At 38.5% G+C, this 16,000-nt stretch carries 9 protein-coding genes; all 9 read right to left on the reverse strand.

Annotated elements, in window-relative coordinates; all coding sequences use genetic code 11:
- Nucleotides 1–91: 91 nt before the first annotated feature.
- The 9 genes from INP51_RS11780 to INP51_RS11820 all read right to left on the reverse strand — a co-directional run bounded on the left by INP51_RS11780 (nucleotide 92) and on the right by INP51_RS11820 (nucleotide 15,651).
- Complete coding sequence (locus tag INP51_RS11780; protein WP_193735043.1) at nucleotides 92–991, reverse strand: carbohydrate ABC transporter permease; 900 nt, start codon at nucleotides 989–991, stop codon at nucleotides 92–94.
- A gap of 10 nt (nucleotides 992–1,001) precedes the next feature.
- Entirely contained in the window at nucleotides 1,002–1,904 is a 903-nt protein-coding gene (locus tag INP51_RS11785) for an ABC transporter permease (protein WP_230406783.1), read from the reverse strand.
- Between the two features lie 60 nt (nucleotides 1,905–1,964).
- Nucleotides 1,965–3,647, reverse strand: a complete 1,683-nt coding sequence (locus INP51_RS11790; protein WP_193735045.1) for an extracellular solute-binding protein — start codon at nucleotides 3,645–3,647, stop codon at nucleotides 1,965–1,967.
- Nucleotides 3,648–3,810: 163 nt separating this feature from the next.
- Nucleotides 3,811–6,075: a helix-turn-helix domain-containing protein gene (locus INP51_RS11795; RefSeq protein WP_193735046.1), complete on the reverse strand. Its 2,265-nt coding sequence runs from the start codon at nucleotides 6,073–6,075 to the stop codon at nucleotides 3,811–3,813.
- A gap of 202 nt (nucleotides 6,076–6,277) precedes the next feature.
- Nucleotides 6,278–9,541 carry a DUF5107 domain-containing protein gene (locus tag INP51_RS11800; RefSeq protein WP_193737352.1) on the reverse strand — a complete coding sequence of 1,088 codons (3,264 nt, stop codon included), beginning with the start codon at nucleotides 9,539–9,541 and terminating at the stop codon, nucleotides 6,278–6,280.
- Nucleotides 9,542–9,718: 177 nt separating this feature from the next.
- Nucleotides 9,719–10,549, reverse strand: coding sequence for a carbohydrate ABC transporter permease (locus tag INP51_RS11805; protein ID WP_193735047.1), 831 nt, complete (start codon nucleotides 10,547–10,549; stop codon nucleotides 9,719–9,721).
- Nucleotides 10,546–11,478, reverse strand: a complete 933-nt coding sequence (locus INP51_RS11810) for a carbohydrate ABC transporter permease (protein WP_193735048.1) — start codon at nucleotides 11,476–11,478, stop codon at nucleotides 10,546–10,548. Before INP51_RS11810 ends, INP51_RS11805 begins: the two co-directional genes overlap by 4 nt.
- Before the next feature lie 76 nt (nucleotides 11,479–11,554).
- A complete protein-coding gene (locus INP51_RS11815) occupies nucleotides 11,555–12,895 on the reverse strand; it encodes an ABC transporter substrate-binding protein (protein WP_193735049.1) in 1,341 nt (446 codons plus the stop codon).
- Nucleotides 12,896–12,933: 38 nt separating this feature from the next.
- Nucleotides 12,934–15,651 (reverse strand): glycoside hydrolase family 2 TIM barrel-domain containing protein, encoded by a 2,718-nt coding sequence (locus INP51_RS11820; protein WP_193735050.1) that lies wholly within the window; start codon nucleotides 15,649–15,651, stop codon nucleotides 12,934–12,936.
- Nucleotides 15,652–16,000: the final 349 nt, after the last annotated feature.

Consider the following 16,000-nt stretch of genomic DNA (forward strand, 5'->3'; position numbering starts at 1 on the left):
CATGAAACGCAGGACCTTTTGACCCTGGTATCATCATATTATAGATGTTGGGGTCAAAATTAATTTGACCCCTTATGATACACGGACGCGCTCATCCTTTTACCGAACCAATCATGACTCCTTTTACCAAATATTTCTGTACAAATGGATATAGCAACATCACAGGAAGGGATGCCACAACAATGGTAGAGTATTTCAGCAGATCTGACATTCCCTGTAATTTTGAGACCGCTGATGCATCTGCTACTTTGGTCATATCCACTTTGCTCATAATCAGAATCTCTCTCATAATCGTTGTAAGCGGCTGGAGTTTATCTTTGTTGAGATAAAGCATTGCCGTAAAATAGTCATTCCATCTGGACACGCCGTAATATAAAGTAAGTACTGCCATGATAGGCTTTGACAGAGGCATGACGACAGAAAGCAGATATCTGAATGGCGTACATCCATCTAACTGAGAAGCTTCATATAATTCATCCGGGATTGTGTTCATAATATAGGTTCTGCAAATAATCATATTGTAGGTAGACATTGCAGAAGGAATAATCATGGCGGCTCTTGTATTCAACAGTCCCAGTTTATTTACCAGAATATAGGTCGGAACCATCCCCCCGCTGAAATACATGGTAAATACAAAAAACAATGACAAAAAACCTCGTGCCTTAAACTCTTTTCTTGATAAGGGGTAAGCACAGAGCATAGTCATAACAAGGTTTAATGCAGTCCCGGCGAATAAATAAATGAATGAATTGATGAATCCTGTTATAATCTTTTTATTCTGAAATACCGCCTTATAGCCCTTTAAAGTCGGCCTTACCGGAAACAAAACAACTTCACCGCTGATTACCGCCTGTGGATCAGAGAAAGAGGCGGAAACTACATAGATGAGCGGGTATAAGATAACAACAAATATCAGCGTCAGGAAAACGTAATTTGCGACAGTAAAGGTTTTATCCCCTGCACTCATATAACGAAATTTACTTTTTTTCATCTTGTTCTCCTTACCACAGACTTGTTTCTGTAAACTTTTTACAGACCTGGTTTACGACAATCAATAATATGAAGGAAACAAGGGACTGGAACAAACCTGCTGCAGTTGAATAGCCAAAGTTGGAATTTACTACACCCACTTTATAAACAAACGTTGAGATGACCTCCGATACGGACGCATTCATCGAGTTTTGCATCAGATAGATCTTATCCATTCCAATACTGATAATATTCCCACAGCTAAAGATCAGCATGATAATAATGGTCGGCCAAATGGATGGAAGATCTACGTGCAGAATACGTTGGAATCTGCTTGCACCATCTACGATTGCTGCCTCCTCAAGTTCCGATGAGACCCCGGAAAGTGCAGCCACATAGATGATTGAAGAATACCCTGCCGTCTGCCATACACCGCTCCACACGTAAAGCGATCGAAAAACTTTCGGATTGCCAAAGAAGTTTACCGGTCCAATTCCAACTTTACCAAGTAATACATTGATGATCCCACTTCTCAGATCCATCATCTGCATCATCATTCCTACCAGCACAACGACCGAGATAAAATACGGTGCATATGTAACCATCTGGACAGTTTTCTTGTACCATTTGCTGCGCATTTCATTAATTCCAATTGCTAGAAGAATCGGTACCGGAAACGTAAACAAAGTGTAGATGCCTAAAATAAACGTATTCTTTATGACAAGCAGACTGTTTGTAGATGTAAGAAACTGTTTAAAATACTTAAGGCCTACCCAGTCACTGCCCAGTATCCCTTTGCGAATACTATAATCCTTAAACCCAATTATGATACCTCCCATTGGGATATATGCGAATACAATTGCATAGATGACAGGCAGTGCAATGATAGCCCAAAACTGCCAGTTGGAACTCTTTTTCTTTCTCTTTTTCTGCATAGAATATCCTCCCATAAAGGCTCTCACGATTGATATGTTCGGAGAGCCTTGAATTGCTAGTTACTCTTTACTCTGAGAGTGCATTCTGTCATAGGCAGTCTGATATGTTTTTATAAGTTCCGGAAGCCCCGCCTTATCCAAAGCATCCAGATATTTATCCCACTCAGAATCAATGTCTTTTTCTCCGGTCATAAAAGCTACCGCATTCTCATCAATAAGTTTTGAAACCTCTACTGCTGTCGTTGACATATCTGTACTTTCTTCATCGGTTACTTTCAGTACCTCTATATTAGCCAGATTCGTATTCTCGCCATATGGTTCATACAATTCCTTCGTCGCATCATACAGAAGTTTTTCCAGACCTTCCGGAGAATACGGATCCACATCTATATCCATCGCCTGCCCCATTCGATAATCCCTGGGAGCGACACGAATTCCAACATCCTGCCAGTCATGATTCTGGGTTTCTGCTGAATATGCATTTAAAACTTCGTAAAGTGCAGGATTTCCATCCATGCCAACTTTTCCTTTTGGATTTAACTCCCAGTCCTTGCCTTCCTCCGGACCATACTGAGAGGAAAGGTCACCTGTCTCGCTATAGAAAAAGTCTGCCCAACGTAAGGCTGCCTCAGGATTTTTACACTTATCTGTAATACAGACTCCGCCCGAACTCAATCCGGAATTTCGCTCTTTCCATGCGATCTGAGTCCCATCAGGTCCCTTAATGGGTGCCATTGCCTCATAATGCCTGTAAAGTTCATTATTGGAAACAGAATCAATGGAATCGGATATCGTCCCATCTGCAAAAAACAAAACAGGTTCGTCTGGCTGGTTAACCAGTGTCTTCATCTGTTCACCGGTTTGTGTGAAGTTCCCATCATATATCGCTCCCATATCATAAAGTTGCTTGATAAACTTCAAACCTTCCTTATATTCATCTGTGGTGGCAACGTCCACAATCTTGTCTGTATCCATGTTCACCGCTGCAAAGTCTCTGACGGTAAATGCAGCCGATTTACTTGGTATGAATGTATATGCCCCCATCAGCCAATCCTGCATACGTGAGAACCAACCTTGTTCAGCTCCGGCAACCGCAATTCCATCCGGCTTATACTCCAGGAATTTTTTACAGACATCCATAAACTCATCTGTAGTAGTTGGAACACCAACACCCATCTCATCCAGATGATGCTTGTTTACCCACAATTTTCTTCCATAGCTACAATGATAGCAATCGTTTACCTCGGCAAGTGAATATATTTTCCCATCTGTCTCGCGAGTTATATCCATATCATAGTCTTTCATAACCCGCAGGTAATTCGGTACGTTTTCCTCCGTAATATAATCATCCAAAGGAATAATGATTCCTTCCTTAACACCATATTTCGCTATATCCGGAGAGACTCCAAAGATTATGTCCGGATAATCATCCGACTGCAGAATCATATTCAGTTTGTCAGACCAATCATCACGTCCTCCCGTGATGAACTCCATCTTAATCCCTGTCTTTTTCTCCATAAATTCTGTAAAATCATTTGTAGCAAAATCTTCGACATTCGGCATGCTCATAGTGAACATTGTCATATTAATCGTTCCGTCTTTTACAATCGGATAAGTTCCTGCCTTGTTAAGTTCCACTTTCTTCTCGTTATCATCTTGTTTTGATCCGCATCCAGCCAGCATTGAAATAGACAACACAGCAGTCAGCCCTGTTACAGATACCTTTTTTAAAATCTTTCTCATACATATCCTCCTTAAAATTTTAAAATAATGAGATTTAGATGTGCAGATGTCTGAATTACCAAGCTTTATTCTGTACACATTACACATGTTCTGTTTGCCTCTGCAAATTATTTTGTGCTGTTATTATATATGACACAAATCATTTTTGACAACGTACATTTTTTTATCGCCCATACATTTTTTGATATTCACTCGGAGTCACCCCTATTACTCTTTTAAAAGCCCGGCGAAATGAATAATCACTATTATATCCAACATTCTCCGCCACATCCTGCACGTGTTCTCCCTGTTTCAGTTTCTCCTCAGCAAACCTGATTCTTTGCATCTCCAGGTAAGCTGCAAAACTTACCCCGAACAATTTCTTAAAATCACGATATAACTTTTGTTCTGATATATGGATTCTCTCGGAGAGTGCCGTAAGATTAAATCCTTCTTGCACATACTCCATACGGATGACATCCATGATTTTATTTTTCAAACGGTTTTCTTCATCACTTTCCAACAGCTTTTTCTTCTGTTCAAAATAACTACAAGTCTTAAATACAATTTTTTCTATTTCTTCACTTGTTTTTGCACGCTGCGTCTCGCCAAACAACTGATCCCGATCCTGGCTGCAGGACTCCTGATCCAGGCATCGCAGTATGACACTTCGAATAATTTCAACGGTATGTGTCATTGACTGGCACCCTTGTTCCGGAAGTCTCATATTGCTCTCCATAATCTGATCCATGAGTATCCGCAGCTGCTCACATATCCCGCTTTCAATTGCTTTTTCCAGCTGCAGTTCTAGGTCTACCGTGAATACGACATGTTGATTTCGTGGAATATCCTTTAAGAAAAGAGGCAATCGAACTTTGTGATACCTCGCATATTCGCAGATTCTTTGAACATTTTCATATTGTTCTGAAACAGATTTTAGATCATAGGCTTCATCACTGATTCCCGCATAGATATTAAGAGGCATCTGACTATACAAAGCATAGTTTACCCGTTCCACAAATTCTTTCCTTTGATTTATACTGACAGCTCCTTCCTGCGATAAAATAAGGGTGTACTTCCAGGCACTCATCGGTATAAGGTAAAAGTTATATTCCCCAGATAAGATTTCTGAAAGCTCTTTCATCTTCTTTGAAAGATCATCTCTCAGAGTCTCAATATTGGAATCCAAAAGCGGTTCCATAATCATCCCAACAACACAGCAGGGAAACATCACCTGAATGGAAACATCTGCCCTGTTCATTTCCTGTTTTAAATCAACTTCAGAGGGATAAGAGCCTAAAAGTATCCTGCCCCATATTATCTCCTCAGCAAGTTTTTTCTGTTTCACAACTGTAGTCTGCAAAACATCCATTCTTTCTAGAACCCGCTCCGTTTTCTTCCAGATATCTGGCACTCCATGAAAATCTATATCTTTTTTTGAATCTTGCCCCGTCAGCTTCATGAATTTCCTGACAACCGGACGGCTGCTCTGCCAGTACCAGAGACATATGAGAACCCCGACCATCAAAGAAGCAATACACAACAATAATATCTGGTAATGTGTTTTCCCTACCTCGGATAATAGCACCTTTTTTGGTATCACCGTTATAAACTCACATTGATTATGTACCGTGCCGACAGCATTTACACTAATTTCTTTCTTTTTCCACCCGGCCTTATTCAGGTATTGATGCCACTTTGATTCACTTTTAAGTCGTAAAGGATTCTCATTCAGATTGTCATAAACAAAAAAGATATTACCGTTCGAATCATTTAGGAAAACAATTCCTTTGTTCTTTCCCAGAATATTTTTCATACACTGCTTTACCTGAGCAGCATCCATTTCAACCAAAACAGTGGCTCTTCCTTCACGATAGGTTACGCTATGAGAGAGCCAGATGCTGCCGTTTCTGTCCGAATCCAAGAAAAATCTAATTCCCTCTGCTTTTCCGTCAGACATTTCTTTTAATAGATTACTGTTCTTTTCTTCGGAACTGCTGATATCTAACATACTGGTTTTTCTAGGATTATCAGGAATAACCTGAGGAATCCGGATAATATAAGAATTATTGTCTGGAAGTATATAGATGTACTTCACGAAGTGATTCATAAGTGAATAATTCGGATAAGTTCTTGCTAACTCATATGTTTTATAGTAAATTTCTTCTGAATCAAAATTCTCTTTGTTTTGTATGTATTCTTTTAGCTTTCCATCATCACTAATGTACTTTCCTATGTTGGTCAGCTGATCAATTTCATTATCGAATACAATGGCCGCCTCCTTCGTCAAACCCCTTACTCTTTCTGCCTGTATGTTAATCAATGCCTGCTGCATATTGGCATAAATTACAATAATGGCTATGGTGGGTGCCAGGATAATCACCAGATATGAAAACAATAATTTTACAGAATTGAAACTTTTTTCATCCTTTTTCAGATGGTTTTTCATAGAAGTGCCTCCGAATCATAAATTTGCTATATACAAGATAGACTTTATGTATAGAATACTAAAAACTGTTGTGATTGTCTATAGTTTCGGTTGTGTTTTTTGTGCACTTCTACGCTCAATTCAGAGTAAAATTATAGCCCCGATACAATCGGGGCCATGCTAATGCGATTACAGATGAATAGTCTTTCAAGCACTGCGTTATCTACTTCATCTTTCTAAGATATATTCTTGCTTTTTGATGATATGGTTCTATCTCCAATGTCTTTTGAAGATTAACTTTTGCTTTATCCGCCCTTCCCATTCCGAGATAGGCCAGACCCATAATGTAGTGGCAGTGAGCCTTATTTCTTTTTTTTAAATCGCCTTCAAAGATCTGAAAGTCAGGAGCTGATACCGCAAAATAGTCAGTTTTCATCTCTTCATTCAAATGACGTTCACCATAATCAAGAAGTATGTAAAACCTTTTATTTGATTCTGCTGCATCTCCCAATTTAGCAAATGCTTTTCCCTGGTAATAAACCATATCGGCCGGTTGATCGTTATAATACATCGCCCCTGCTGGTATTGATTCTCCACAGGCAGCCTTACTATACATTTCGGCGGAATCTTCTCCAAGACCTTCCAGTGCGAGTCCCAGGATATAGTATATATCGTTATCCTTTGTGCCGACAAGCTTTCCTTCACCCAGATTATCCGGATAGATCAATGCGGATTGTAGCAATTCTTTTGCTCTTTGATATTCTCTTATCTTCAAAGCACTCTGTGCTAATTCAGATAAAGCAATCTTGTACTGTGTGGATATTTTTCCTTCGCCGCCTTCCCATGGACGAAAAACATAATTCATGATCGAATCATAAGCATCTTGATTTCGTCCTGCAAGATTTAAAAGTGTCACATATTCTGTGTAAAGATCATCGCGTTCTGTAATAATTGCCCTATTGTCATCATACATTTTCAGACGATAGGAAAGAGATACGCCCAGTATCTTATAAAGCTGATCTAATTCCATAAAAACTCTGGCATCACTTTTATCAAGAGAAAATGCCTTCTCGAGTTTCTTCCTCGCACCACTCTGATCATTTCTTTTATTATAGTATCCGAGAGCAAGATTTCTCTCAAGGGTAGGATATTTATCATCGATCTCTTCTGACTTCTCCCAAAGTTGAATTGCAGTCTCATATTGCAGTTTATCATAGAAAAGATTCCCAAGATAATAATATGCCTTGGCCTCAAAAGGATCATTTAAAATCGCATCATTTAGTACTGCAATATCATTCAACTTATTTGGGAAACAATAGGCCGGATCACACTGGTTTGCTGTATGATATTCTTCTTCCATGCCAGCGATATTTCCAAGCTTTCCATAATAATACCCTTTATAATAGTGAAGCATCGGGTGATTCTGTGTACACTCGGACAAGACTTTAAGAGCTTCCTCATAGCCTCCGCTTTCCGCATAATCTCTGGCTGTCATCAGATAATTTTCATGAAAGTTGCGCATGACAAAACGATCTGTTTTCTCCCCGGACACAAATTCCCGTTCAAACATAGAATAATAGTCAAATTTATCAAGCTTTAGATTTTCCCATATCTGTTTCTTTGCTTCCTGATTCCATCCGAGCCTGCGAAGAATAAGTGCCCTTAGCCCCCTCGCTTTTATATTATGAGCATTCTTAACAAGTGATTGATCGATTAGCTCAAGGGCAGACGTATAGTCATTGTTTCTCACTTGTATCGCTGCCAGATAATAAAACGACATCTCCTGTTGGTCATTCGTCCAGGTGGCTTTAAAAAATGCATCATATGCTTCTTGATATCTTTCTTGATAGAATAAAGTAACGCCCAGATTATAATATGCTTCGCTGTCATATGGATTCGGATTCAGTCTTGTCAGACGTTCCAATGCCTTTTTGAAATGCTTCTCGGCATCCTCAAATTGACCACGGCGCATAAGCAGAAGGCCATAGGCATTGTTCAGCCGTATATCTCCTTTGTCTCTCCTTAACCCTTCAAGATAATAGGAATCCGGGAGATAAGTTGCATGGCGGTACTGTTCAATATGCTGTCCGGTTAGTAACAATTCTTCTGTTGTCATAATTTCTTCTGGATCTTTCGCCGCTATGGCCGGTTCGGCCAGTTTTGGAATTTCCTCCTTCAACGGCTGATATTCAACAAGCACTTTGTTCTTATCCAGTACACGAATCTTTAAGTCCTCTTCCTTCTCAACCTCACAGTAAAATATTGTCTCAAAAACATTCTCAGGAGATATCTTTGCGGATTCATGAAATATCTCTTTTTCTTTATTTGTAACTATAATCTCTGCATCATCGTACTTTGATGTTGCGTATACGCAGACATAAATTTTATCTTTGTCAGAAAGTGTGAGATTAACAACTGCATCAGTAGTTGCATTTTTCACTTCTCCCACAGCTTTATAAGGCATAAAATACTGCTTAAAAGTTTTTTCTTCATATGGTTTCAGCCATGTAAAATCAGGCTGGTTGTCTGTATATATGCCAGTCATAAGCTCAACATAGGGGCCATCTTCATCCGTTAGATTTTCATCCCATATGTGTCCAAAATTTCCATTTCCCCAGGTCCACTGCTTTTTCCCCGGCGAAATATGATGATCAGCTACATGCAAGAGGCCTGCTTTTTTCCTGTAATCATATCCTCCGACAAAATCATATGCAGACTCCTCTGCCATCATAGAAGAAGGGACCGGAATATTTTTATGTCTGGATATATCAATCCCCTCACTGTAATCATATTTATAATATGTACCCATGGCAACCGGCCAGCGCGATACATCGCGTTTTCCATGGTCATAGACGGAATGAACATCGGGTGGAAAAATCGTCTGGGTATATTCATTTACTGGAATTGCAGGATTTGCCCACCACAAGAAAGTTTGTGGCATTGCAGTTCGATTATAAATTTGCCCCCTGATTTCAATGTATGATTTATCCGGATAGAGCGTGAATCCAGCGATCCCTTTTGTTCCATACATCTGATCGACATCATTTACCAGAACAGTCCTGCTTCCGTCATCGTTCTCCTGAATTACATGATCTACTGGAAGAAACGTCGTTGGCCGATGATGCTGCGGCCAGTTAAATTCGATTCCCCCTGAAATCCACGGCCCTAAAAGGCCTACATGTGCCGGCTTAATTACATGATTATAATAGACGAAATCATAATCGTTTGTCTTGTCATAGGCCCGCTGTATTCGTCCCCCCAGTTCTGGAAGAATCATTACCTTCAGGTATTGATTTTCCAGGAAAACTGCTTTGTATTCTTTATCCTTTTTCTCATATGAGATCTTTTCTGTTAGTGGATAAGGATATGCCTTTCCTGAACTTCCCTGATATACCCGTTTTTCAAAAAACATTGGATTCTTATCAGCTTCGCCTGTCTCATAAGTAGGGATTATGACCTTTTCCTCCCAAATGTCTACACCTATCATGTTTTCGTTCATGGTACCCTCCTTCTTTAACTTGATGAAAATTGCTATGATTTATAATTATATAATAACAAACAATTCAATTATTTGTTGCAAATAGTTGCTCATAGAATTTCTAATAATTGCTACATTAATCAGAACTAATACTCACAATAAAAAGGGAAGGTTTTCTAAACAAGGTCATCCTTTAACTGCACCAGCCACAATTCCTTTGATAAATGTTTTAGAACATAAGCTAAAAATTATAATCATAGGCAAAATAGAAAACGCCAATGCACACATAATTGCACCATAATCACTCCGAAATGAATTTGAGAGATTGTTGATCATTAAGGGGATCGTAAATAATTCCTGTTTATTGATTAATATAACCGGTAAAATATAATTATTCCATGATGATAAAAAAACAAGCATCGCTAATGTAAGAATTCCCGGTTTTACACAAGGAACTACAATTCTAAAAAGAATTCCCGGTTCTGAACATCCATCCAAACGACCAGATTCCAGGAGTTCATCAGGTACACCATCACTAATGAACTGCATCATCAAAAAAGCTCCCAGTGGGTGTGCTGACCATGTAAAAACAAGAGGAAGAAGTGTATTCAAGAGTTCCATCTTTCTCATTTCAAGCATATATCCAATCATAGCAATCTGTCCTGGTATCATCATGATGGCCATAATAAATCCAAAAATGATTTTTTTTAATTTAAAATTATATTTTGCCAAAGCAAACCCTATCATACAAGAAATTAAAACACTTAATATTACAGAGCAAACAGAAACTAAAACAGAATTAAAATAAGCTTTAAAATATCCTTTTGAAATTACCATCTTAATGTTTTCTATTAGATAGTTTCCCGGAAGGATCGGAAGTCCCTTAAAAATGTCCTCGCTATAATATGTTCCCATAACAAATACAATATATAAGGGAAAAAACATAACAACGGTCATTAATATCAGAAAAACTTGTTTTAATATAGCACCTGCACTCTTTTTTGGATGTTTATTCATTTTGTTTCACCCCTTCCGTTGCTTAGCTTATATCCAATAACAGAAAACAACATGATAATAACAAATAAAGAATAAGCAATTGCAGATCCGTAACCAAGGCGAGAATCCAAATTGAATGCATCATTGTAAAATTTCCACACTGTTGTCAGTGCAGTATATCCTGGTCCTCCTGTCTGCCCGTTTCCGAGAGAGGCCCATCCACTGAATAGAAGCTTTGGCTCATCAAACATCTGTAATCCACCAATCAACGAGGTAATAATTAAAAATTTAGTAGTCCCACTAAGCATCGGAATTGTAATTTTGGTAAAAATCTTAAATTTACTGGCGCCATCTACGGCTGCAGCTTCATACAATTCTATGGGCATAGAGGTCATAGCCGCCAGATAAATCGTCATATAATAACCTAAATATCGCCATACAACCATGATAACAATAATTACCTTTGATGCAATCTCGCTCCCTAACCAGAAAAAAGGCTTGTCCAAAATCCCAACTTTCATCAAGATTTTGTTAATATATCCTGACTGCCAGTCAAACAAATAAGAAAAAATAAATCCTATGGCAACAGGAGTGGTTATGTAAGGAAAAAAATTAACAGTTTGATAGATATGTTTTCCACGATGGATATCAAAGAGAAGATATGCAACTCCCAACCCCAGAAAGACTGTGATTGGTGTGGAAAATGCCATTAAAATGATTGTGTTCCACAACGATTTTAAAAATAATGGATCTTTTGTAAAAAGATTTACATAGTTTTGTATACCAACAAAAGTCTTTTCTCCAATCCCATTCCAATCAAAAAAGCTTAATTTCAGAGAATAAAGCATTGGAAACAAACTGAATAGAAAATATGCTGCTATAAATGGTAAACAAAAAATATACGGCCATTTATTAGTTTTAGTTAACGCTCCGTTTTTCTTTTTATTCATAGCTGGTCTCCTTTTATTAGATATTAAAATGATAAGAGAAAAGCTCAACTTATAAAAGCTTTTCTCTTAATCTGAATTATTTTATCACCGCATTTGGAACTAAAGTCTGAGTTTCTTCCTTTAAAATTTTCAACGCTTCATTTGCGGTCATAGATGGATTACCTGTCATCTGAGTTGCTACACTGTTAAGCGCACTTCTCACATTTGCCTCATTCTTTGTCTGAACTTGACCTTCTGTAGTAATTGCGATGGTATTGATAAAATAGTCCGCCAATTTTTCCCCTCCAAAAAATTCATCATATTGACCGGGTTCTGTGAAGAAGTAAGAATTATCTTCCTCATAAGGAGCTTTAAATCCTGTCATAAATCCAAACTGATCATAAGCTTCTTTTACCCCTTCACCAGTACAATAAACATCTTTAATATAATCCCATGCTGATTCCTTATTTTTACTTCCTGAATAAATACTTACAGAAGTTCCTCCATAAGTAAATCCACTTCCCGGTGCTTTCGTAAGCCCCCAATTACCAGAACCATCCGGATCATTTGTCTCAATGTTCCATTTGAGACTCCATGGAGCACACGGATAAAATAGAATTTCTCCTGCAGCAACACTATTACTTAACGCCGGAGTTCCATCTTCCTGCTTTCCAAGTATTCCAGCCTCGTTAAATTTTGTTGTAATATCGAGCACATTTCTGTAACGTGATGTCAAATCAATATTATCGCCATCAATATAATCACTTACGTCTTGATTTATCAAAATATTATTCATAAGGACAGTCGTTCCAGGAAGTACTGTAACCTTTCCTCCACCTTCTTCTATAACTTGCTGACCAATATCATATAATTTATCCCAATCTGAGATCATATCAGCAATTTTATCGGGGTCGTCCGTTCCCAAGTATTTTTTTGCTAAATCTCTTCTATATGCAAACCCACTTGGACAAATCTGTTGTTCTACACCATAAAGCTGCCCTTTTGGCCCAGCTCCTAACTTATTAGCAAAATCAAACATTTCATCCGGCTGAACATTATATGGCTCTTTATACAAGTCTTCCAAAATTCCCAAATCAAAGACTTTTCCTCTGTAACCCATCTCGCTTAAAATTATATCTGGTACTCCACTTCCACTTGCCACTGCACTCTGTAGTTTCTGAAAATAATCTGTATTAGAAACGACCAATGTATTAAAATTTACATTTGGATGTTTCTTGTGGTACCATTCAGTCATATGTGTAAGGTGTGCTTCATCCCAATCCCAAATTGTGAGGGTTACTTCTTCATTGCCACCTGCATGATCAGTATCTTTTGGCTGTGGGTTAGATGATTCATTCTTAGATGATCCCCCACATGCGCTTAGCATAGAGATTATCATCATTGTTATAATTATAGATACAAAAGTTTTCTTTTTCATATAGAGTCTCCTTTCGATTAAAAAGTCTGGATATACATCTATTTTACTAACATTTCAATTACATCCATAGATATCTCCTGTTTGGGATCAAATTCTCCAGAATTCATGTATCGATAAATAGATGACAGTAGTGCTCTTGCTTCAGGATATTGTTGCAAGTTCTGAAGCCCCATAGAAGAGAAAAGCAATTTTCCTTTTCCACAACTCCATTCAATTAGCTGAGCCATCGGCCGCATGTAGGCATAACTGTCCATTTCTGTGATAATCGCATGCATAACTCGGGGAAGTATCACAGCCCTCTGCGAAGCCATCGCCCACCACTGCCAGTTCGTATGCGTCTGCGTCGGAAAATCACGGAATATTGGATGCTCAACATCAATTAACTGCCCCATCCCCCCGGATTGTGCGGGGAATGTTCCGACTGACCAAAAATCAGTTGTAAACTGGGTCTGAATGGACATCGGCATTGCCTCTTTTGTTGCTCTCGGTGAAAGATAAACTTTTCCGCCGGCATTTAGGACCTTTTTAGCTCTTTCATCAAAGTGTTCTGTTTCATAAATATACTCCGGGCATATCGGATTAACTTTCGGATAAACCCAGACTGGATAAGCGTTCCTGGCCTCATCAATTTCTACCTGAAGTTCTAACTGAGTAGCTTTATCTATATGTAAAAGGAGGTTGATCCGTCCTGCATCAGTTATTTTCCCCTTTGAACATAAAACTTTATCGAGTTCTCCACATGTTTGAAAATTATCTCCTGACAGACAAAAACGAATTGGTCCATCGAGATCTGTTTTTCCAAAGTTAGCCACTTGTATTTCTACTTCCAGCATTTCACCATCTTCATAAGTATATTTCGGAAGCAAAACCAATGGAAGCTGATCACGGAAAAATTTTTGGAATTCCTCCGGCCTGGCGAAAGCAAAAGGTTTCGGCTCCAAATGTGAATTCATCATACCAACTAAAGCAGTACCCTGACCTGGAAAGTCTTGCAGTCCAAGAAGTGAAATACCAGATAAATTTTTTGTTCTCATTGCAGCTTCTATTTCTTCACGATAACCAATACGGGATAATTCTCCCGTCGCTTCCACATATTTCTTCCATTCGCCCAGAAGTCCCAGTTCGTCTGCCCTTTTCTTAATCAACTGATAATTTATGGGTTCACTTACCCCTTTAAACTTATTTAGTTCATCAAAATCAGGTAAAACTTCAAACTGTCCGACCTCAAATCCAAACACCGGTTTCTGATAGGTCTTCCGAAGCTTGTCCATCGTTTGATCATAATTTGTCATTGCATTAGGATATTGATTGTTGACATACCCTGCAATTCGAACTTCATCCTTTCCTTTCTCAGATGTCGCCTGAAAGGTACCTCTCAATGGATAATCCTTTGTGAAGAATATCTGCGACGTATAAAAATCACTGTTGGCATCGCATCCAATTGTACCATAATGCGGGTTGGATCCATTTGCATAAAGACGCGTAGCATCCAACTGATGTGCCTGAGAAAGCAGCATATCCATACGAGTATGTCCAAGTTCCCCGGTCCACAGTTCGTTTCCGAACGTTAACATCACAAAGGACGGATGATTTGCAAGCATTTGAATCAGCTGTTTCAACTCTAGCTGGTAATATTCAAAGCTTTCTTCTGACTCAAAGGCATTCCTCGGGTTCCAATGGGAAAGTTCCGGCTGCATCATCATGCCAACTTGATCGGCCGCATCAAATGCTGCCTGTGGTGGACAATGAGAATGAAATCGCATACAGTTGATTCCATACGACTTAAAAAGCTTTAGTATTTCAATCCACTTGTCAACGCCCATTGGTGGATGCCCTGTCTCAGGGAACTCTGCACAATTGGCCTCGCTGCGTAAAAAAATAGTACGTCCATTAAGAGCCAGCCGGCCTTCTTCATTCTCACCAAATTCACGTACTCCAAACGTCTGTGTTTTTGTATCTGCTCCTGTAAGTTGTACCGTGAGTATATATAAATTTCCTTCATACTCATCCCAAAGTTGTACATCTTCCAATAGCTCAAGATTATCAAAGGCAAGCTTTGTCTTACCTTTTTTCAGTTGTATCTCTGTGCAAAACGTTCTTTTTAATGCTTCGCTTTGAATGTTCAATTTTCCGCTATAACTTTTCGTTGCAGAAATTTCTATCTTCACATTGATTTTGTTTTTATTTGGATATATAAACACTTTTGACAAAAAAACAGAATTTTCCACACGCAGTCTCAAATAGCCGATTACACCATTCCAGTTGGTCTGCGTCTCATCTGTAGCTGCCGACGAATAAACAATATCATCATGAGGAAGCTTTGGGTAACTATTATCAGATAAGAGAGTAATTTCATTATTTCCAGTTAATAGCCCTGTCACTTCAAAAACATAGGGGGTACTAATCGTTCCCTGGGTAAAGCATTTCACTCCTTTTCCGTCCACAAAAAGCCTCAGGCATCTGGCACGTTCTACCTCGAGAAAAACTCTTTTTCCACTTTCCGGAATAAAGTGAATCCTCTTTGTTAATTTTGCTTGCCCCTCATATGTATACTTCCTTGTAAAGCGTGTAGCAATTGGTGCACCTGAGTCAAGCTTGTCTTTCACATTACCCAAATTTTCATCCGGATGCCACTGATTTTCACCCTTATCCTTGTGACCAATTCCATTCTCATCCAAAGTTCCTGGAAGTTGTGCTGTCTGATTTGTCCCATCGTCCAATGTAACCTGCCATTCTCCGCTCAAATCATAATACAAAAATATCGCCCCTTTCGTGTGGAAAATATAGTATTTATTTATTAATTATCTATATAGAGTATATAAATTCAGCCAGTAAATTTGTTATAAAATATTGCCTTATGTTTTCAAAAAATTGCTTTTTTTATATTAATTGTACAATGCAAGAACATAGTCCTTATTTTTTCATACCCACCATACATCATCATTTCATTTTCGTAGTCTATATAGTTGTAACTCTTGCTTTATTTTTGGAAGGTTTTATAATAATATAATACAATGTGTCAGCATCTACATTGCTAAAAGTTCCTGTTAGGAGGAGAGATTTTATGCATATCAAAGAAACCGGAGTTCTATCAGAATCCCTAAT

The sequence above is a fragment of the Blautia liquoris genome, assembly GCF_015159595.1.
Lineage (GTDB): Bacteria > Bacillota > Clostridia > Lachnospirales > Lachnospiraceae > Novisyntrophococcus > Novisyntrophococcus liquoris.